16 protein-coding genes and 1 tRNA gene are annotated in these 20288 nt (G+C 72.3%); 5 read left to right on the top strand and 12 right to left on the bottom strand.

Translation table 11 applies throughout. The annotated features are described in order from the left end of the window. Positions 1–43: 43 nt before the first annotated feature. Both ABZ117_RS05295 and ABZ117_RS05290 read right to left on the bottom strand, forming a co-directional pair. Positions 44–730 carry a TetR/AcrR family transcriptional regulator gene (locus ABZ117_RS05295; protein WP_356817574.1) on the bottom strand — a complete coding sequence of 229 codons (687 nt, stop codon included), beginning with the start codon at positions 728–730 and terminating at the stop codon, positions 44–46. After that, positions 727–1734, bottom strand: a complete 1008-nt coding sequence (locus ABZ117_RS05290) for a fatty acid desaturase (protein WP_356817572.1) — start codon at positions 1732–1734, stop codon at positions 727–729. Before ABZ117_RS05290 ends, ABZ117_RS05295 begins: the two co-directional genes overlap by 4 nt. A gap of 302 nt (positions 1735–2036) precedes the next feature. Between ABZ117_RS05290 and ppc the strand changes: the two genes are divergently transcribed. After that, on the top strand, positions 2037–4769 hold the full coding sequence (gene ppc, locus ABZ117_RS05285; protein ID WP_356817570.1) for a phosphoenolpyruvate carboxylase: 2733 nt from the start codon (positions 2037–2039) through the stop codon (positions 4767–4769). A 260-nt stretch (positions 4770–5029) separates the two neighbouring features. On the opposite strand, the gene pth is transcribed toward ppc, so the two are convergent. The 6 genes from pth to ABZ117_RS05255 form a co-directional block, all read right to left on the bottom strand. After that, positions 5030–5632 (bottom strand): aminoacyl-tRNA hydrolase, encoded by a 603-nt coding sequence (gene pth / locus ABZ117_RS05280; RefSeq protein ID WP_356817568.1) that lies wholly within the window; start codon positions 5630–5632, stop codon positions 5030–5032. 75 nt (positions 5633–5707) lie between these two features. Then, positions 5708–6298: a 50S ribosomal protein L25/general stress protein Ctc gene (locus ABZ117_RS05275; RefSeq protein ID WP_356817566.1), complete on the bottom strand. Its 591-nt coding sequence runs from the start codon at positions 6296–6298 to the stop codon at positions 5708–5710. A gap of 205 nt (positions 6299–6503) precedes the next feature. After that, a complete protein-coding gene (locus tag ABZ117_RS05270; protein ID WP_356817564.1) occupies positions 6504–7484 on the bottom strand; it encodes a ribose-phosphate diphosphokinase in 981 nt (326 codons plus the stop codon). A gap of 152 nt (positions 7485–7636) precedes the next feature. Further along, positions 7637–9085: a bifunctional UDP-N-acetylglucosamine diphosphorylase/glucosamine-1-phosphate N-acetyltransferase GlmU gene (gene glmU, locus ABZ117_RS05265; protein ID WP_356817562.1), complete on the bottom strand. Its 1449-nt coding sequence runs from the start codon at positions 9083–9085 to the stop codon at positions 7637–7639. A gap of 112 nt (positions 9086–9197) precedes the next feature. Further along, a tRNA-Gln gene (locus tag ABZ117_RS05260) sits at positions 9198–9272 on the bottom strand. A 29-nt stretch (positions 9273–9301) separates the two neighbouring features. After that, a complete protein-coding gene (locus tag ABZ117_RS05255; RefSeq protein WP_356817560.1) occupies positions 9302–10159 on the bottom strand; it encodes a helix-turn-helix domain-containing protein in 858 nt (285 codons plus the stop codon). Between the two features lie 167 nt (positions 10160–10326). On the opposite strand from ABZ117_RS05255, the gene ABZ117_RS05250 reads away from it, so the two are divergent. Further along, a complete protein-coding gene (locus ABZ117_RS05250; RefSeq protein ID WP_356817558.1) occupies positions 10327–11640 on the top strand; it encodes a histidine kinase in 1314 nt (437 codons plus the stop codon). Between the two features lie 112 nt (positions 11641–11752). On the opposite strand, the gene ABZ117_RS05245 is transcribed toward ABZ117_RS05250, so the two are convergent. Both ABZ117_RS05245 and ABZ117_RS05240 read right to left on the bottom strand, forming a co-directional pair. Beyond that, the gene (locus ABZ117_RS05245) at positions 11753–12286 is read right to left on the bottom strand and encodes an SUKH-3 domain-containing protein (RefSeq protein WP_356817556.1); all 534 of its coding nucleotides are present in this window, start codon (positions 12284–12286) and stop codon (positions 11753–11755) included. Positions 12287–12416: 130 nt separating this feature from the next. Continuing rightward, the gene (locus ABZ117_RS05240; protein ID WP_356817554.1) at positions 12417–12932 is read right to left on the bottom strand and encodes a YwqJ-related putative deaminase; all 516 of its coding nucleotides are present in this window, start codon (positions 12930–12932) and stop codon (positions 12417–12419) included. Positions 12933–13219: 287 nt separating this feature from the next. Between ABZ117_RS05240 and ABZ117_RS05235 the strand changes: the two genes are divergently transcribed. The 3 genes from ABZ117_RS05235 to ABZ117_RS05225 all read left to right on the top strand — a co-directional run bounded on the left by ABZ117_RS05235 (position 13220) and on the right by ABZ117_RS05225 (position 18167). After that, the gene (locus ABZ117_RS05235) at positions 13220–14260 is read left to right on the top strand and encodes an HNH endonuclease (RefSeq protein WP_356817552.1); all 1041 of its coding nucleotides are present in this window, start codon (positions 13220–13222) and stop codon (positions 14258–14260) included. 10 nt (positions 14261–14270) lie between these two features. Beyond that, positions 14271–17063 carry an SUKH-4 family immunity protein gene (locus tag ABZ117_RS05230; RefSeq protein WP_356817550.1) on the top strand — a complete coding sequence of 931 codons (2793 nt, stop codon included), beginning with the start codon at positions 14271–14273 and terminating at the stop codon, positions 17061–17063. 216 nt (positions 17064–17279) lie between these two features. Next, positions 17280–18167 (top strand): cellulose-binding protein, encoded by an 888-nt coding sequence (locus tag ABZ117_RS05225; protein WP_356817549.1) that lies wholly within the window; start codon positions 17280–17282, stop codon positions 18165–18167. A gap of 17 nt (positions 18168–18184) precedes the next feature. On the opposite strand, the gene ABZ117_RS05220 is transcribed toward ABZ117_RS05225, so the two are convergent. Both ABZ117_RS05220 and ABZ117_RS05215 read right to left on the bottom strand, forming a co-directional pair. Continuing rightward, the gene (locus ABZ117_RS05220) at positions 18185–19822 is read right to left on the bottom strand and encodes a cation acetate symporter (RefSeq protein WP_356817547.1); all 1638 of its coding nucleotides are present in this window, start codon (positions 19820–19822) and stop codon (positions 18185–18187) included. Next, positions 19819–20226, bottom strand: a complete 408-nt coding sequence (locus ABZ117_RS05215; RefSeq protein ID WP_356817545.1) for a DUF485 domain-containing protein — start codon at positions 20224–20226, stop codon at positions 19819–19821. The genes ABZ117_RS05220 and ABZ117_RS05215 overlap by 4 nt, the downstream gene beginning before the upstream one ends. Between the last annotated feature and the right edge of the window lie 62 nt (positions 20227–20288).

Genomic DNA, 20288 nt, shown 5'->3' with positions numbered 1-20288 from the left:
GCGCGGACCCGGGCGCGGCGGGAGCACCCAGACCCACGCAGGGTCAGCACTTGCGGTGGCCTATCAGCCGCGGCTTCTGCTCCAGCCCGTCCAGGCCGTGCCAGGCCAGGTTCACCAGATGCGCCGCCACCTCCGCCTTCTTCGGGCGGCGCACGTCCAGCCACCACTGGCCGGTCAGCGCGACCATGCCGACCAGCGCCTGCGCGTACAGCGGGGCCAGCTTCGGCTCGAAGCCGCGGGACTTGAACTCGCGGCCCAGGATGTCCTCCACCTGCGTGGCGATGTCCGAGATCAGCGAGGCGAAGGAACCCGTGGACTGGGGAATCGGGGAGTCACGGACCAGGATGCGGAAACCGTCCGTGTACTCCTCGATGTAGTCCAGGAGCGCGAAGGCCGCCTGTTCGCACAGCTCACGCGGGTGACCGGCGGTGAGCGAGCTGGTCACCATGTCCAGCAGGCGGCGCATCTCGCGGTCGACCACCACCGCGTACAGGCCCTCCTTGCCGCCGAAGTGCTCGTACACCACCGGCTTGGACACCCCGGCCTTCGCCGCGATCTCCTCCACGGACGTGCCCTCGAAGCCCTTGGCCGCGAAGAGGGTGCGACCGATCTCCAGCAGCTGCTGGCGGCGCTCCGCACCGGTCATACGGGTCCTGCGGGTCCGCCGCTGCTTGTCATTGCCCGGATTACCCGGATTACTGCTGGAGTCGGTCGCCACGGCGTCAATCATGCCGCCTCGGCGGATTCCTTCCGGCGCCGGGAACCGTCCTCCCCGGTGTCACGGCGGGAATCGATACGCGAGCGTGACGGCCAGCGCACGTCGTACGCCCAGCCGAGCCGCTCGAAGATGCGGATGAAACGGGCCGACGAGTCGATCTGGCCGCGCATCACCCCGTGCCGCGCCGAGGTGGGGTCGGCGTGGTGGAGGTTGTGCCAGGACTCACCGCAGGACAGCACCGCCAGCCACCACACGTTGCCCGACCGGTCACGCGACTTGAACGGCCGCTTGCCGACCGCGTGGCAGATCGAGTTGATCGACCACGTCACATGGTGCAGCAGCGCCACCCGCACGAGTGACCCCCAGAAGAACGCGGTGGCCGCGCCCCACCAGGACTGCGTCACCAGACCGCCGATCAGCGGCGGCAGCCCGAGGGACACCAGGGTCCACAGGATGAACTGGCGGGAGATCATCCGGATGGCCTTGTCCTTGATCAGATCCGGCGCGTACTTCTCCTGCGACGTCCGCTCCTCGTCGAACATCCAGCCGATGTGAGCCCACCACAGCCCCTTCAGCAACGCCGGCAGCGTCTCACCGAACCGCCACGGCGAATGCGGGTCGCCCTCGGCGTCGGAGAACTTGTGGTGCCTGCGGTGGTCGGCCACCCAGCGCACCACCGGGCCCTCCACCGCCATCGAGCCCGCGATCGCCAGCGCGATGCGCAACGGCCGCCGGGCCTTGAACGAACCGTGGGTGAAGTACCGGTGGAAACCGATGGTGATGCCGTGGCATCCGAGGAAGTAGAAGAAGACCAGCAGGCCCAGGTCGAGCCAGCTCACCCCCCGGCCCCAGGCCAGCGGCACGGCCGCCACCAGTGCCACGAACGGCACGACGATGAACAGGAGCAGCGTGATCTGCTCGATCGAACGCTTCTGCTCGCCGCCCAGCGTGGCGGGGGGAGCGGGTGTGTCGGTGGCCTTACGGGCTTCTTCGATCACATCGGAACGTGAGGTCATGCGGTCCCCTGTGGGGTCGAGGGTCAAGACGGGCAGGCGCGGACCGCCGGGACCGGGTGGACTCGCCGGCTCCCTACCGTTCCGTAACCTACGGAGTCGTAAGTATGGCAGTGTGCCGCGCCGCGGCAAGAGCCCCGGCCCCTGCGCGTCCACACGGACACCTATCCTTGGATGCGGTCGGACAGCGCGGTCCGCTGACGTTCCCCTTTCCCGGACGCTCCGGCCCGTATGCGGCGCCCGCCGCCTGGCAGCCGGCCGGGTTCCCCTCCAGACGAGCTTCAACACTGCAAGGAGCCGCACCTGTGAGCAGTGCCGACGACCAGACCACCACGACCAGCACCGAACTGCGCGCCGACATCCGCCGCCTGGGTGATCTCCTGGGAGAGACCCTCGTCCGGCAGGAGGGCCCCGAGCTCCTCGAGCTGGTCGAGAAGGTGCGCCGCCTCACCCGGGAGGACGGCGAAGCCGCCGCCGAGCTGTTGCGCGGCACGGAACTCCAGACCGCGGCCAAGCTGGTCCGCGCCTTCTCCACCTACTTCCACCTGGCCAACATCACCGAACAGGTGCACCGCGGCCGGGAACTGCGGGCCAGGCGCGCCGCCGAGGGCGGCCTGCTCGCCCGCACCGCCGACCGGCTGAAGGACGCCGACCCCGAGCACCTGCGCGAGGCCGTGCAGCACCTCAACGTCCGCCCGGTGTTCACCGCCCACCCCACCGAGGCCGCACGCCGCTCCGTCCTCAACAAGCTCCGGCGTGTCGCCGCGCTCCTGGACACCCCCGTCCTCGACTCCGACCGCCGACGCCACGACACCCGCCTCGCCGAGAACATCGACCTGGTGTGGCAGACGGACGAGCTGCGCGTCGTACGGCCCGAACCCGCCGACGAGGCCCGCAACGCCATCTACTACCTCGACGAACTGCACGCCGACGCCGTCGGCGACGTCCTGGAGGACCTCACCGCCGAACTCGAACGCGTCGGCGTCAGGCTCCCCGACGACACCCGCCCCCTCACCTTCGGCACCTGGATCGGCGGCGACCGCGACGGCAACCCCAACGTCACCCCCCAGGTGACCTGGGACGTCCTCATCCTCCAGCACGAACACGGCATCAACGACGCCCTCGCCACGATCGACGAGCTGCGCGGCCTGCTCTCCAACTCCATCCGCTACGCCGGAGCCACCGAGGAACTGCTGGACTCCCTCGGCACCGACCTGGAGCTGCTCCCCGAGATCAGCCCCCGCTACAAGCGCCTCAACGCCGAGGAGCCCTACCGGCTCAAGGCCACCTGCATCCGGCAGAAGCTGGAGAACACCAAGCAGCGCCTCGCCAAGGGCACCCCGCACGAGCCGGGCCGCGACTACCTCGGCACCGGCGAACTCCTCGCCGACCTGCGGATCATCCAGACCTCCCTGCGCGAGCACCGCGGCGGCCTGTTCGCCGACGGCCGCCTCGCCCGCACCATCCGCACCCTGGCCGCCTTCGGCCTCCAGCTCGCCACCATGGACGTCCGCGAACACGCCGACGCCCACCACCACGCCCTCGGCCAGCTCTTCGACCGGCTCGGCGAGGAGTCCTGGCGCTACGCCGACATGCCCCGCGACTACCGCGGCAAGCTCCTGGCGAAGGAACTGCGCTCCCGCCGGCCCCTGGCGCCGACCCCCGCACCCGTGGACGCGGCCGGCGAGAAGACCCTCGGCGTCTTCCGGACCGTCAGGAAGGCCCTGGAGGTCTTCGGCCCCGAGGTCATCGAGTCCTACATCATCTCCATGTGCCAGGGCGCCGACGACGTCTTCGCCGCCGCCGTCCTCGCCCGCGAGGCCGGCCTCCTCGACCTGCACGCCGGCTGGGCCAAGATCGGCATCGTGCCGCTCCTGGAGACCACCGACGAGCTGCGCGCCGCCGACACCATCCTCGAGGACATGCTCTCCGACCCGTCCTACCGGCGCCTGGTCGCGCTGCGCGGCGACGTCCAGGAGGTCATGCTCGGCTACTCCGACTCCTCCAAGTTCGGCGGCATCACCACCAGCCAGTGGGAGATCCACCGCGCCCAGCGCCGCCTGCGCGACGTCGCCCACCGCTACGGCGTCCGGCTGCGCCTCTTCCACGGCCGCGGCGGCACCGTCGGCCGCGGCGGCGGCCCCTCCCACGACGCCATCCTCGCCCAGCCCTGGGGCACCCTGGAGGGCGAGATCAAGGTCACCGAGCAGGGCGAGGTCATCTCCGACAAGTACCTCATCCCCGCCCTGGCCCGCGAGAACCTGGAACTGACCGTCGCGGCCACCCTCCAGGCCTCCGCCCTGCACACCGCGCCCCGCCAGTCCGACGAGGCCCTCGCCCGCTGGGACGCCGCCATGGACGTCGTCTCCGACGCCGCCCACGCCGCCTACCGCCGCCTGGTGGAGGACCCCGACCTGCCGGCGTACTTCTTCGCCTCCACCCCCGTCGACCAGCTCGCCGACCTGCACCTGGGCTCCCGGCCCTCCCGCCGGCCCGACTCCGGCGCCGGCCTCGACGGCCTGCGCGCCATCCCGTGGGTGTTCGGCTGGACCCAGTCCCGGCAGATCGTCCCCGGCTGGTTCGGCGTCGGCTCCGGCCTCAAGGCCCTGCGCGAAGCCGGCCTGGACACCGTCCTGGACGAGATGCACCAGCAGTGGCACTTCTTCCGCAACTTCGTGTCCAACGTCGAGATGACCCTCGCCAAGACCGACCTGCGGATCGCCCGGCACTACGTCGACACCCTGGTCCCCGACGAGCTGCGGCACGTCTTCGACACCATCAGGGCCGAGCACGAGCTGACGGTCCGCGAGGTCCTGCGGGTCACCGGCGAGACCGAACTCCTCGACGCCCACCCGGTCCTCAAGCAGACCTTCACCATCCGCGACGCCTACCTCGACCCGATCTCCTACCTCCAGGTCACCCTGCTCAAGCGGCAGCGCGACGCCGCCGCGGCCGGGGCCAACCCCGACCCGCTGCTCTCCCGCGCCCTGCTCCTCACCGTCAACGGCGTGGCGGCCGGCCTGCGCAACACCGGCTGACAGCCCCCGCCCCGGCACAAGGACGCCCCCGAGGCCGCAAGGGCTGGCTCTACCGATCCCCGCAACACCCTGGCGTTCAGGGAGTTGCGGGGATCGTGGGTTTCGAGGCGGCCGCGCCCATCACCGTGACCCGCCCGCACCACCAAGCGGCCGCGGAGGTGACTGTGGCAGGCATGGCCGGGATCATTGGCCGTCCCGCCACGGCCGGTCAACTCCCGCGACGCCCCGGCCGGACAGGCCGGGAATCGGAACCCACGGCCTCAGGAGTTGTACGTGCCCTGCGCCCGCTCCAGCCCCTCGATCACCAGGGCCTCCACCGCGTCCGCCGCACGGTCCACGAAGTAGCCCAGCTCCTTGCGCTCCCCCGGGGAGAAGTCCTTCAGCACGAAGTCCGCGACCTGCATCCGCCCCGGCGGCCGGCCGATCCCGAACCGCACCCGGTGATAACCCGGCCCCATCGCCTTCGTCATCGACTTCAGACCGTTGTGCCCGTTGTCGCCGCCGCCCAGCTTCAGCCGCAGCGTGCCGTAGTCGATGTCCAGCTCGTCATGGACCGCCACGACGTTCGCCGGCGGCACCTTGTAGAAGTCCTTCAGCGCGTTCACCGGACCGCCGGACAGGTTCATGTACGACATCGGCTTCGCCAGGACCACCCGGCGGTTCGCCGGCCCCACCGGACCGATCCGCCCCTCCAGAACCTGCGCCTGCGCCTTGCCCGCCCGCTTGAACTTCCCCCCGATCCGCTCCGCGAGCAGGTCGGCCACCATGAAACCGACGTTGTGCCGGTTCATGGCGTACTCCGGCCCGGGATTACCGAGCCCGACGATCAGCCAGGGCTCGCTGGCGGGAGTGGTCACGTCCATCTCTCCTCGATACACGCCAGCCGCCGCTCCCGGCGAGGGAAGCGGCGGCTGACCGGTTGACGACGACGGCGAGGATCAGGCCTCGGCCGCCTCCCCGTCCTCGGACTCGCCCGCGGACTCCTCGGCCTGCGCGGACAGGACCTGGAGGACGACCGTGTCACCGTCGACGGCCAGCGTGGTGCCGGACGGGAGCGGGATGTCCTTGGCGAGGATGGAGGCACCGGCCTCCAGGCCCTCGACGGAGACGGTGACCGACTCGGGGATGTGCGTGGCCTCGGTCTCCACCGGCAGGGTGTTCAGCACGTGCTCCAGCAGGTTGCCGCCCGGGGCCAGCTCGCCCTCGGTGTGCACGTAGATCTCGACGTTGACCTTCTCGCCCCGCTTCACCAGCTGGAGGTCGACGTGCTCCAGGAAGCCCTTCAGCGCGTCACGCTGCACGGCCTTCGGGATCGCCAGCTCGTTCGACTTGCCGTCGATGTCCAGCGAAATCAGGACGTTCGCCGTACGCAGCGCCAGCGTCAGCTCGTGACCCGGGAGGGTCAGGTGCAGCGGGTCGGAACCGTGGCCGTACAGCACACCGGGAACCTTGTTGTCACGGCGGATACGACGGGCGGCACCCTTGCCGAACTCGGTGCGGGTCTCGGCGGCGAGCTTGACCTCGGACATGCGGATCACTCCTCGTAGAACTAGGAACGGACGTGGTCACCCGGCCACGAACGGCCTGCTACGAAGAGCGCGTCGATAACGGACCACCGTGTTCGCGGAAACGGACACGGCCTCCCTCGCCGAGCAACTCGTGCAGTTTACTCGGAAAGGGAGGCCGCACCCAAAAGGATCAACGGCTAACGCCGGCGACGACCGTGCAGAAACCTCACTGCTCGTCGAAGAGGCTGGTCACCGAGCCGTCCTCGAACACCTCACGCACCGCGCTCGCGATCGTCGTGGCGATCGACAGCACCGTGATCTTGTCCAGACCCACCGCCAGCTCACCCGGCGTCGGCAGCGTGTCCGTGAACACGAACTCGCTCACCCGCGAGTTCTTCAGCCGGTCCGCCGCCGGACCCGACAGCACACCGTGCGTCGCCGTCACGATGACGTCCTCCGCACCGTGCGCGAACAGCGCGTCCGCCGCCGCACAGATCGTCCCACCCGTGTCGATCATGTCGTCGACCAGGACACACACCCGGCCCTCGACCTCACCCACGACCTCATGGACGGTGACCTGGTTCGCCACGTCCTTGTCACGCCGCTTGTGCACGATCGCCAGCGGCGCACCGAGCCGGTCGCACCACCGGTCCGCCACCCGCACCCGGCCCGCGTCCGGCGAGACCACCGTCAGCTTGTTCCGGTCCACCTTGCGGCCCACGTAGTCCGCCAGCAGCGGCAGCGCGAACAGATGATCCACCGGACCGTCGAAGAAGCCCTGGATCTGGTCCGTGTGCAGATCCACGGTCAGCAGCCGGTGCGCACCCGCCGTCTTCATCAGATCCGCGATCAGACGCGCCGAGATCGGTTCACGGCCCCGGTGCTTCTTGTCCTGCCGCGCGTAACCGTAGAACGGCACGATCACCGTGATGGAACGAGCCGACGCGCGCTTCAGCGCGTCGATCATGATCAGCTGCTCCATGATCCACTTGTTGATCGGAGCCGTGTGGCTCTGGATCAGGAAGCAGTCCGCACCACGAGCCGACTCCTGGTAACGGACATAGATCTCACCGTTCGCGAAGTCGAAGGCCTTCGTCGGGACGACCCCGACACCCAGCTGCTGGGCGACCTCCTCGGCAAGCTCGGGGTGGGCGCGGCCGGAGAAGAACATCAACTTCTTCTCGCCGGTCGTCTTGATCCCGGTCACAGCACTGTCTCCTCAGAGGTTGTCTCAGCCAGCGGCTGCTCTTCGACCTCTCGGCTGGGCGTGAGAGGCCGTATCAGCTGGTAAGGGTGCGGGCGCACATGTGCGGATGTGCACTTATCACGGTACGCCGTGTTCGGGGCACCCGTTCGCGCTCAGTCCTCGCTCTCACCCCGCCGGGACGCCACCTCGGCCGCCTTCGCCGCCGCACTCCCCGGACGCTTCCGCGCCACCCAGCCCTCGATATTCCGCTGCTGGCCACGGGCCACGGCCAGCGAACCCGGCGGCACATCCTTCGTGATCACCGACCCGGCAGCGGTGTAAGCACCGTCCCCGACCGTGACAGGAGCCACAAACATGTTGTCCGAACCCGTCCGGCAGTGCGACCCCACCGTCGTGTGGTGCTTGTCCTGACCGTCGTAGTTCACGAACACACTCGCCGCCCCGATGTTCGTGTACTCACCGATCGTCGCGTCCCCCACGTACGACAGATGCGGAACCTTCGTCCCCTCACCGATCGACGCGTTCTTCGTCTCCACGTACGTCCCGATCTTGCCCTTCGCACCCAGCCGCGTCCCCGGACGCAGATACGCGTACGGCCCCACGACCGCCCGCGCACCGATCCGCGCCCCCTCGGCCACCGAGTTGTCCAGACGCGCCCCCGCACCCACCAGCGTGTCCCTCAGCCGGCTGTTCGGCCCGACCTCGCACCCCTCACCGAGATGCGTCGACCCGGCCAGCTGCGTCCCCGGATGCACGACGACATCCCGCTCGAAGGACACCGTCACATCCACCCACGTGGTCGCCGGATCCACCACCGTCACCCCGTCCAGCATCGCCCGCGTCAGCAGCCGGTCGTTCAGGATCCGCCGCGCCTGAGCCAGCTGCACCCGGTTGTTGATCCCGGCGATCTCCCGGTGATCACCGGCCACCGACGCCCCCACCCGGTGCCCGGCCTCCCGCAGGATCCCCAGCACGTCCGTGAGGTACTCCTCACCCTGACTGTTGTCCGTCCGCACCCTCTTCAACGCGTCCGCCAGCAACGGCCCGTCGAACGCGAACACCCCGCTGTTGATCTCCCGGATCGCCCGCTGCTCCCCGGTCGCGTCCTTGTGCTCCACGATCGCGGTGACCGCCCCCGTCGCCCCGTCCCGCACGATCCGGCCGTACCCGGTGGCGTCCGGCACCTCGGCCGTCAGCACGGTCACCGCGTTGCCTTCCGCCCGGTGCGTCTCCGCGAGCCGCCGCAGCGTGTCCCCGGTGAGCAGCGGGGTGTCCCCGCACACGACGACGACCGTGCCGTCCACGGTCCCGCCCAGCTCCTCCAGGCCCATCCGTACGGCGTGTCCGGTGCCGTTCTGCTCCGCCTGCACGGCCGTGCGCACATCCGGGTCGATCTCCGTCAGATGCGCGGTGACCTGCTCCCGGGCGTGGCCCACCACGACGACCAGGTTCTGCGGGTCCAACTCGCGCGCGGAGGCCAGCACATGACCGACCAGGGAGCGGCCGCAGAGCTCGTGGAGGACCTTGGGTGTGGCCGACTTCATACGGGTGCCCTCACCCGCGGCGAGAACGACGACGGCGGCCGGGCGGATGGCGCTCACGGGGTTGCCCTTCGGCTCTGGATGGGTGGGGGTGACAGCCGCAGGATACCGGGGCGGGTTGGGGGGGAAATGAGTGCGGGCCCTGACGGTGAGGTCAGGGCCCGGTGACGTGTGGCTCCCCTGCCAGGACTCGAACCTGGAACAAATCATCCAAAGTGACCCGTGTTGCCGATTACACCACAGGGGAGTGTATAAGCCGCCTAAACGGACATTCGGTCAGTCCGTGGAGGCCGCGGCACCTACTATGCCGCACCACCAGCCCTCGATGCGACGGTACAAGTCGGCACCCTTCAGGACTTTGATCACGAGACAGCCGCGGTAGCCGTCACCGGTGTTCTTGCGGACCGTCCTGGGGTTGTGCTTCTTGAGGGTGGTCTTGTTGAAGGCGGAGGAGCCGGCGCCGACGAGGTCCGCCCAGTACCGCTCGGCCCCGGCCACATCGGCGTTCTCATGGATCGTCACCGTGTAGCGGATGCGGTCGTGCTCCACTCCGACGAGGCGCAGCCAGGCGAGGAACACCCTGATCATGCCGGGGTCGCTGTTGACGAAGACGACGCACTCCCGGCGGTCGTAGGGCTTGTCCTTGCCGCCCTCGGCCCAGTAGAGGCCGACGCCGATCAGGAACAGCTCGCGGTCGGAGAGTTCGCCGACGGCCGCCGCGGCCCGCTGCTTGGTCGCGGCGCGTTCGCGGTCCTGCGCCGCCCGCACGGCCGCGAGACCCTCGTTCATCAGGGCTCGCTGCTCCTCGGGCGTGTAGCGCGGCTCCGGCTTCGGCAGGTCCCGCACCCACAGGGAGACCGAGCTCCGCGAGCATCCCAGCTCCGCCTGGATCCGGTCGTACGTCCAGCCTTCGCGCCGTAGGTCCCGCGCCCGCTCCCGCAGGCCGTCCTTCGCGTTCGGCCGCCGCGTCCATTCCGGCGGCGGCTCCCCCTTCACCAGCTGGTTGAGGGTGTCGTTGTTGAAGACCTTCAGCTCGTCCCGGATCTGCCGGAGGCTGTGACCCGCCCGTCGCAGGGCGACCGCCCGCTCGCGCAGGGACTCGAAGTCGGTGGGTGTGCCGGGTGTGGGTGTCATACACATACCGTCCGGGTGGAATGTCGGGTTCCGGGGGTGGACGGGGATGGTTCACCAGTTCGGGGGATAGCGGTGGGTTTCGAGGCCGTTCGGTTACGGAGTGTGGTGTGTGGAGGTAGGGGAAACTCACCGGAAAAGCCGCACCTCCCGCCCGTAGGCTGGGATGTATGACCATCACGGGGGAAGACCACGCCAGGGCTCTGACCGGCCCCTGGTGGTGGGCCAGGTGGCGCAGTGCGGTGCTCGACGGGAGTGTCGCGCTGGTGTCCGCCGTGGAGTGCGGTGCGGAGGGGATCCCGTTCGCCCGGGACGCGGGCGTCCCGGTGTGGGTGGGGATCGTGTTCGGGGTGATCGCCGGGTCGGTGCTGCTGCTGCGGCGGAAGTGGCCGATCGCGGTGGTGCTGGTGGCGATCGCGATCACGCCGGCGCAGATGGGCTTCCTGCTGGGCGTCGTGGGCCTGTACACGCTCGCCGCGTGCGAGCTGCCGCGGCGGGTCCTCGCCGCGCTGGCGGGGATGTCGCTGCTGGGTACGGCGGTGGTGACGTTCGTGCGGGTGCGGCAGGACATGGCGCGGGGGGATCTGACGCTCGGTGACTGGTTCCTGCCGTTCGCGGCGGTGACGACGGCGCTGGGTCTGACGGCTCCGCCGCTGCTGCTGGGTCTGTACGTGGGGGCGCGGCGGCGGTTGATGGAGAGTCTGCGGGAGCGGGCGGATTCGCTGGAGCGGGAGTTGCAGCTGCTCGCGGAGCGGGCGGAGGAGCGGGCCGAGTGGGCGCGTAACGAGGAGCGGACGCGGATCGCGCGGGAGATGCACGACGTGGTCGCGCACCGGGTGAGTCTGATGGTGGTGCACGCGGCGGCGCTTCAGGCGGTGGCGCGGAAGGATCCGGAGAAGGCGGTGCGGAATGCCGCGCTGGTGGGGGACATGGGGCGGCAGGCGCTGACCGAGTTGCGGGAGATGCTCGGGGTGTTGCGGGCGGGGGACGGCGGGGGCCGGCGGGCCGCTCCGGCGTCGTCGCTGGCGGCCGTGGGGGAGGCGGCCGCGGCGGCGGCTTCGCGCGTGGCCGAGGCGGAGGGGGCGATGGAGGGTCCCTGGCTGTCGGAGCTGGAGGAGCTGGTGGGGCAGTCGGCCGCCGCGGGGATGGTGGTGGATCTGTCGGTGCAGGGCGAGGTGCGGTCGTACGCGGCAGAGGTGGAGCAGACGGCGTACCGGGTGGTGCAGGAGGCGCTGACGAACGTCCACAAGCACGCGGCGGGCGCGAAGACGTATGTGCGGCTGGCGCATCGGGTGTCGGAGATCGCGATGCAGGTGGAGAACGAGCCGCCGCCGGAGCCGGCGTCGGCGTCGGCGGGGCTGCCGTCGGGCGGGAACGGGCTGGTGGGGATGCGGGAGCGGGTCGCGGCGCTGGGCGGGGTGTTCGTGTCGGGGCCGACGGACGGGGGCGGGTTCCGGGTGTCGGCGGTGATTCCGGCGGTGTAGGGCGGGCTGCCGCCGGGGTTTCCTGCGGTGTGCGGTGTGCGGTGTGCGGTGTGCGGTGTGCGGCGGGCGTCGGCCGTGATGCCGGTGGTGTGGGGCGGGTGCGGGCCGGTGTTCAGCCCGCGGTGAGGCGTACGGGCGGGATGCCGGTGATGAGGGTGGTCAGGGCGTGGTCGATGTCGGGGCCGAGGTACCAGTCGCCGGTGTGGTCGACGGTGTAGACGCGGCCTTCGCTGTCGATGGCGAGGACGGCGGCGGTGTCGGTCTCCTCGCCGAGGGGGCACAGCTCGGTGCCGAGGGCGCGGCCGAGGTCGCCGAGGGTGCGGGCGAGGTGGAGGCCGTGCAGGGGGTCGAGGCGGAGGGCGGCGGGGGCGATCTGGCGGCCGGGGCCGGTGGGGCTGATGTCGAGTCCGCCGAACTCGGCCCAGGCCTCGACGGCCGCGGGGAAGACGGCGTGCCGGTGGCCTGCGGGTGAGGTGTGTTCGCGCAGGGTGTCGGCCCAGATCTCGGCCTGCTTTATGTCCCAGCGTCCGGGGTGCCAGCCGGCGGCGCGCAGGGCGGCGTCGACGGGTACGGAGAAGCGTGTGGAGGACCCTGCCGGGGTGCGGGGGGCCGGGGGCTGGGGGGTGGAGGCGCGGTCGGGGTGCATCTGCCCTTAGTTCGTCGTGCTCGCGGGGTCGTGCCGGTGCGGTGAGTTGGCGGCGGCTCTGGCGGCGGGTTCTGTCGTGGTGGCCGGGGTGGCCGGGGTGGCCGGCCGTCGGTCGTGGTGGGTGGGGTGGTCAGCCGTCGGCCGGGGTGGGGTCGACGATGCGGACGCCGAAGTGGGCGCTGAGGGCGGTGCAGGCGCGGCAGGGGGCGGCGAAGCTGCCGTGGAGGGGGTCGCCGTCCTCGCGTATGCGGCGGGCGGTGAGCTTGGCGTGTCTGAGGGCCTTGCGGGCCTCGCCGTTGGTCATGGGTCTGCGGGCGGCGCGTTTGCTGCGGGCGGCGTCGGCGGTGGTCAGGTGCCGGGAGATGAGGATGGTCTCGGCGCAGCGTCCGGTGAAGCGGTCGCGCTGGGCGCTGGTGAGGGTGTCGAGGAAGTCCTGGACCAGGGGGTGCAGGGCGGCGGGCCGGTCGCCGCGGGCGGCGGTGCCGGTGAGGGTGGCGCCGCGGACGGAGAGGGCGGCGGCGACGGTGGGCAGGATGCCGTCGCGGCGGTGCCGGAGGGTGGGGGCGGGGGGTGTGCCGGTGCCGCTCCAGCCGATGCGGGGGTCGCCGGCCCGTACGTCGGTACTCCCGGTCTGCAACGCGTTCATGATCGTTCTACCTCCCCTGGCGTCCCCCTGAAGGACACAGGGTGCCAAATGCCGTGGCCCGTGGGGAAGCTGGGGCGCCGCGACACGCCCGTGCGAAGGCGTGCGGTGACGGTGGGGTGACGGCTGGTCACGGATCCGGGGCAGGGGGTGAGGCGTGCGGGGTGCGGGGGTGGTGGCGGGGATGCGGTGGGCCGGTGACCGTGGTGGGCGCACCGCATAGGCTGTCGCCGTCCGCGATCGACACCGCCGTTCAGGCGCCACAGACAACGCCGCAGGGGGCAACCGCCATGACGACAGGTCGGCTCGGGCTGGGGGCTCCGCCCAGCCGCCAGGCCGGGGGACGAGCGGCGCCGCCGAACGCGGCCTACGCCGGGCAGGTCGTGCACTTCCCGGACCCGGTGCGGGCGGCGCGTCACCCGAGAGGAGTACGGGTCGACGAGCGCGGCTATCCGGATTTCTCGCCGTACGCGCGCGTGGCGGTGGAGATCGCCGAGCCTCCGGAGGGGTTCGGGGTGGACGAGCTGCGGCTGACGGACTACGTGTCGGCGAACGCCGCGCTGGCGGCGCAGGGCCACGCGTTGTGGGACACGGTGCCGGCTGTGGCGACGCCGCACGGCTGGACGTGGCATCACGTGGCGGGCACGCGGCGGCTGGAGCTGATACCGGTCGAGGTGAAGGCGTTGCTGCGGCACCACGGTGGGGTGGCGACGGCGCCGGTGGACCACGGCAAGCGGGGGACGCGGCCGTTGCAGGAGGTGCGGCCGGCGCACTTCCGCCTGCCGAAGTCGGGTGTGGCGGTGCCGGAGGCGCAGGTGCAGGGGCTGGAGGAGGATCTGGGCTACCGGCTCCCCGGCGCGTACCGCTCGTTCCTGAAGGCGGCGGGCGGTTGCGCGCCGGTCGGCACGGCGCTGGACGCCGAGCTGGGGCTGCTGCTGGACCAGCCGTTCTTCACGGTGCGGGACGAGGCGGCGGTCAACGACCTGGCGTACGTGAACAAGTGCCTGCGCGACCATCTGACGAAGGACTACCTCGGTGTCGTCTTCGTGCAGGGCGGTCTGCTCGCGGTGAAGGTGAAGGGCGAGCGGGCCGGTTCGGTGTGGTTCTGCGCGTACGACGATGTGCGGGACGTGGATCCGTCGTGGTCGCCGGCGGAGCGGGTGGAGCGCCTGCTGCTGCCGTGCGGTGACGACTTCGACGCCTTCCTGTCCCGGCTGGCCGGCCATCCGCCGGAGCTGGAGACGGTGGCGGACCTGATGGTCGACGGCGGTTTCGCGCGTGCCGTCCCGGTGTCTTCCGGTCCGGCGTCGCCGGGCCCGGCGGGGGAGTGAGCTGACGACGATGGTGACGTACGCGCAGGCGCAGGAGCGCGCCGAGGAGTGGGTCAACGGCGATGTGCCGGCGTACCAGCACCGTGAGGTGCGGGTACGGGAGTTCGAGCTGGGTTTCGTGGTGTGGGGTGAGGACCGGGCGGAGGGGCCGCGGTCCGACGCGGGCGGCCAGCGTCTGGTCATCGCCCGGGACAGCGGGGAGGCGACGCTGTGGCCGGCCCTGCCGGTGGGTGAGGTGATCCGCCGGTACGAGGAGGAGTACGGCCGCCCCGACGGGCCGGAGGACGCGGTGCCGGCGGCTGCCGCCCGGGTGGACCTGAACCAGACGTCGTTCCTGCTGACTCCGCCGGAGTGGTTGCAGGAGGCGGCGGACAGGCTGGGGGTGGGATCTGGCTCCGGTGCGGATGCGGTTGCGGCTGGTACCGCGGGTTCGGCTCCGGGTCCGGCTTCTGCCGGGGTGGGTTCTGACGGGGCGCCGGGTGCGGTGTCCTTCGGTGGGGACGCGCAGACGCGGGCCGGGGTGCCCGGGCCGGTGGACGTGCCCGCGGGGGCCACGCCCTGGGCCGGCACCGACACGAACGCGGACGCCGGCGAGGACGACCGCTCCGTGCCGCTGCCCGCGACGGTGTTCGCGCCGCCGCTGAGTGACCAGGGCGCCCCGCCGCGCCCGCCGATGGCCGCGCCGGACGCGCCGACGGCGCTGATGTCGGGCGGCAGCCGACTGCCGCCGACGACGGTCGCACCGGCGCTCGACGCGTCCATCGCGCCGGGCGCGCCGGACGTTCCGCCGGGCGCCCCCGAAGACGCGTCCGCGGCCGGCGCCACGCCGGGCACCGGGCAGCGCGGTACGCCTCCGCCCCCGCCGGGCGCGCCGGCGTACGGCACCCCGCCGGCGCCGGCGGCTCCAGGTACGCCGCCCGCGCCCCCCGCGCCTCCCGTGGTGCCCGGCGCGCCGGGCGGGCCGTCGTACGGCTACCCGGAGGGCGCCGGTCCGCAGGACGCCGCGGGGTACGGCTACCCGCTGGCGCCCGCCGGGCCGGGCGCGCCGGGGCGGCAGCTCGCGCCGAACGCCGGGGACATCGCCGACGCCGCCACGAGCAAGGCGGCGCCGCCGCCGAAGAAGGCGCGCGGTGGAGTGGGAGCACCTCCGCCCCCGCCGGGTGTTCCCGGTCTGCCGGGTGCCCGCCCGGGGAACATGGCGACGCCGCCCGCGGGCGGGTATGTGCCGACCCGGCTCGTCCCGGCGCTCGGGCCGGAGGAGCCCGGGGGACCGGAGGAGTTCGCCGGGGCCGAGGGGCAGGGCGGCGCGGGCGCGCCGAACGCTCCGGACGCCCCCCGTCCGCCTGTGGTGCCCCCGGGTGCTCCGGGCGGTACGCCTCCGGGTGGCGTCCACCACGCGGCCACGATGCTGGCCGAGCCCGGCCAGGTGGGCGGGGCCGGCGCCCCCCGTCCGCCGGGCGGCCCGGCCGCTCCGCCCGGCGCCCCCGCGGTTCCGGGCATGCCCGGCCACCCCGGCGCACCCCAGCCTCCGGGCGCTCCCGGTGCCCCCGGTGGGGCTCACGGTGCCATGCACCATGCCGAGACCGTGCTGTCCGCTCCGCCGCCGTCCGGCCCGGGCATGCCCCCGCCGCCCTCCGGCCCCATGCCCCCGCCGCCCGCCCCCGGCATGCCCCCGCACGCTCAGGGAGCCCCGCCGATGTCGCCCGGTGCGATGCCCCCGCCGGGTGCGATGCCTCCGCCGGGTGCGATGCCTCCGCCCGGTGCGATGCCTCCGCCCGGTGGGCCGTTGCCGGGGCAGGCCGGGGCGTACGGGTATCCGCAGAACGGGCTGCCGACGGTCGGCCCCGGCTATCAGGCGGTGCTGCGCTACCGCGCGCAGGACGGTTCGGAGCAGCAGCTGATCCGGCGTTCGGCGCCGGGTACGCCGCACCCGGAGTGGCAGATCTTCCATGAGCTGCGGGCGATGAACGTACCCCCGGACCAGGTGCTGGAGTTGCACACGGAGCTGGAGTCGTGCGAGCTGCCGGGTGCCTACTGCGCGCGGATGATCCGGGAGCAGTGGCCGCAGGCGAGGATCGCGAGCATCGCGCCGTACGGTACGGACCACGCGAGCCGGCAGCAGGGCATGCGGCAGCTGCTGGCGCACCAGGGCGAGTTGCATCAGGTGGCGGACGGTCCCGCGCGGCCGGCGCCGGTGCGGGCGCCGCTGCCGCCGGTGCCGGCCGTCCCGCCCGTCCCGCCGGAGGGGATCGCGCAGGAGCTGGCCGCGGCGTTCGGGCCGGGGGTCTTCCGGTTCGAGCAGCAGGCCGTTTCCCGGCAGGGTGTGCCGCCGGTCGTGGCGCACACGCTGGTGGTGGCGGGGCTGCCGCTGGACATGGGCCCGTTCTTCTGGGCGCAGGCGCAGCCGGGCCGTCCGGTGCCGACGCTGGCGGAGCTGGCGGCGGAGCGCAGGGTGCAGCCGGCCGCGGACGCGGGCTCGTACCTCGTCATGGGCACGGACTTCGGCAAGGCGGTCTGTGTGCAGTACGGGACGGCGAACATCGTGGCCGTTCCCGTGGAGGCGGGGCCGGGCGGGGCGCCGGTGCCGCCGCAGTTCGTGAACACCGGGCTGCCGGAGTTCGTCCGCTGCCTGGCCCTGCTGGGCCGGATGTGGCGGCTGCGGTACGGGCTGAACCAGGAGCAGGCGGGCCGCTGGACCGTCGACTTCCAGGCGCAGCTCGCGGCCCTGGACCCGGCGGCGCTCGGGTCGCCGGAGAGCTGGTGGTCGGTGCTGCTGGAGCAGATGTGGGACGGACTGCTGTAGCGGAGTCCGGCCGGGTGTGAGCCCTCGTGCCCTTCACGCGCGCGCGTGAAGGGCACGAGGCGTTTTCCGGCGGTGTGGGGCGGCCGTCGGTGCGGTGTGCGGGACACCGGCCGTGACGGGACTGCGGAGTGTCGCGTTATGAACACTTACGCCCTATCCATCAAGATGTGCGCGAAATCGTCCTGTCGTGTATGTCCGGTGGAGAGGGGTTCCAGGATGAGCAGCGCAGCGATGCCGCCGCACGGCTTCGTGACCGTCCGGGGGCGCGGCTACCGCCCCGACCAGGTTGACGCCTACCTGGAGGCGCTCTCCGAGGACCGCGACGCCGCCTGGGTGCGTGCCGCCCGGCTGACGGTGCTCGCCCGGGAGATGGAGGAGGAGGTCGTACGGCTGCGGGAGACCGTGGCGCAGCTCGCGCCGCAGACGTACGAGACGCTCGGGGAGCCCGCGCGGCGCCTGTTCCAGCTCGCGCTGGAGACGGCTGCTGAGCTGCGGGAACGTACGCGGCGTGAGACGGGGCAGGAGGTCGCGCGGGCCGAGGAGCGGGCCGAGGGCGTGCGCCGGGAGGCGCGGGAGGCCGCGGACGCGGTTCGCGCGCAGGCCGACGAACAGGCCCGCCAGTGCCTCCTGGACGCGCGTGCCGAGGCCGACGTTCATCGGGTGGGTGCCCGGCGCGAGGTGAAGGAGGGGCGCGGGCAGGCGCTGGGGGCGTTGCGCGAGACGCGGCAGCGCATCACCGCGATGCTCGCCGAGCATGCCCGGGAGCAGACCGAACGCTGGGCCGAGGCCGAGCGCGAGGAGGCCGTACGGGTGACGGCGCTGGACGCCCGGCACGCCGAACGGGTGAGCCGGGCGGAGGGGGAGCTGGCCGCGGCCGAGCGGGCTCTGACGGAGGCCGGGGAGTACGCGCGCCGCCGCGAGGAGGAGGCGCACGCGCGTGCCGCGGAGATCGTCGCCGACGCGCGCGTGCACGGGGAGCGCATCGCCCGGGAGACCGAGCAGGTGCTGCGTGAGCACAGTGCGACCTGGGACGACGTCCAGGCGCACATGGACTCCGTACGCGACAGCCTCCTGTCACTGACCGGCAGGGTGGCGATGGAGTAGCGGTGGGCGCGGTGTCGTCAGTTGTCCTTCCGTACCGCCCCCGCCAGGATCCGGGCCTCCACCGCCTCGTACTGGTGCCGCTGCCGTTCCGCACCCGTGCGGCCGGACAGCACCGTGCCCAGCCAGCCGAGGAGGAAGCCGGCCGGGATGGAGACGAGGCCGGTGGTGGTGAACGGGAACCAGTCGAAGTGGGCGTGCGGGAACGCCGAGGTGGGTGAGCCGGAGACGAGCTTGGTGCCCGGCATGAGCAGCAGCACGGTCAGCGAGCCGCCGATCAGGGTGCTCAGCAGTCCGCCGCGGGTGTAGCGGCGCCAGAAGAGGCCGTAGACCAGGGCGGGTGCGAGGGCGGAGGCGCCCAGGCAGAACGAGAGCGTGACCAGGGGCTGGAGGCTGTGGTGCTGCACCAGGGTGGCCAGCAGGATCGTCGGCGCTCCGATGCCGAGCGCCGAGACGCGCGCCAGGGTCGTCTCGCGGCGGGCCGGCATCTCCTGCACCCGGGCCGCGAACACGTCGTGGGCGAGGGAGTTGGCGCAGGCGAGGATCATCCCGGCCACCGAGGCGAGCAGGGTCAGGAAGATCGCGGCGGTGACGAGGGTGAACAGGAACGTTTCCGCCGTGGACACGTCGGTGCCGAACACCGCGCGCGAGCCCAGCAGGTACGCCGTGTTGCCCCGCGGGTCGGCCGCGGCGATCGCCGTGCGGCCGACCAGGGCCGTCGCGCCGAACCCGACCACCGTGATGACCAGCACGAACAGGGCGACGATCGACACCGCCCAGGACATCGCGCGGCGCACCTGGCGGGCGCTGGAGGCGGTGTACATGCGCATGGTGACGTGCGGCAGGCAGGCGCCGCCGAGTACGACGGTCAGCTCGGAGGCGATCATGTCGACGCGGGACGCGGGGGTGGTGCCGAACTCCAGCCCGGAGCGCAGGAACGCGGGCCCGGCGCCGCTCCGCCGTGCCGCGGCGGTGAACAGGGCGCCCGGGTCCCCGTCGAAGCGGCGCAGCACGAGGGCGGCGACCAGGACGCCGGAGCCGACGAGCAGCACGATCTTCAGGATCTGGATGAGGGCGGTGCCCTTCATGCCGCCGATCGCGGCGTAGGCGATCATCAGGGTGCCCACTCCGACGACGCATCCGGTCTTCAGGGACTCGCTGGAGAAGCCCAGGATGAACGCCATCAGCTGTCCGGTGCCGGCGAGCTGGACGAGCATCAGCGGCAGCAGCGCGGTGATGGTGACCGCGCAGGCCGCGACGCGCACGCGGCGGCCGGGCAGCCGGCGGGCCAGCGCGTCGCCCATGGTGAACCGGCCGGCGTTGCGCAGTGGTTCGGCGAGCAGGAACATCAGCAGCAGCAGGGACAGGGCCGTGCTGAGGGCGAGGACGACACCGTCGTAACCGCACAGGGCGATCACGCCGCCGGTGCCGAGGACGGTGGCCGCGGAGATGTAGTCGCCGGCGATGGCGAGGCCGTTGCGCAGCGGGGACAGGGAGCCGTAGCCGGTGTAGAACGCGTCGAGGTCGTCCCCGTCGGGGCCGGTGAGCACGCACAGCAGCAGGGTCACCGTGGCGACGGTGGAGAAGGCCACCAGGGACATCGCCCGGGCGGAGTCGCTGAATCCGGAGAGGGCGGCGGTGCCGGCGGCGCCGGTCATCGGTGCGCTCCTCGCCGTGCGTCCAGTTCGGTCTGCCTGCGGATGCGGTCGGCGAGCGGGTCGACGTAGCGGCGCGCGGTGGTCTCGTACAGGCCGATCGCCAGCCAGGTGACGGGGAGTTGGAGGAGGGCGAGCAGCAGGCCGGCGGGGATGCCGTCGGCGACCGTGCGTGTCAGGACCCCGGGGGCGCACGCGGACAGGACGAGGAACAGTGTGAAGTAGCCCAGCGCGGTCAGCGTGGCGGTGCGGCGCTGCCGGCGGTAGGCGCCGCGCAGGACGCGCAGGTCGCTGTGGTGGCCGAGGGGTTCGCGGAGCGGGCGGCGGGCCGGGCGGGGCGGCTCGGGGGGTACGGGCGGTGCGGGCTGCCGGGGGCGGGCGAGGCGGGGCGGCGGGTCGTAGGACATCCCGGTGCTCCTTGCGTGGCTCGGGTCCGTGACGACGGACCGCAGGGAGGGGGAGAGCTGAG

This window comes from Streptomyces sp. NPDC006309, assembly GCF_040613095.1.
Taxonomy (GTDB): Bacteria; Actinomycetota; Actinomycetes; order Streptomycetales; family Streptomycetaceae; genus Streptomyces.
Note: the sequence above shows the minus strand (reverse complement) of the source record. Positions and strands in the feature narration are given on the sequence as shown.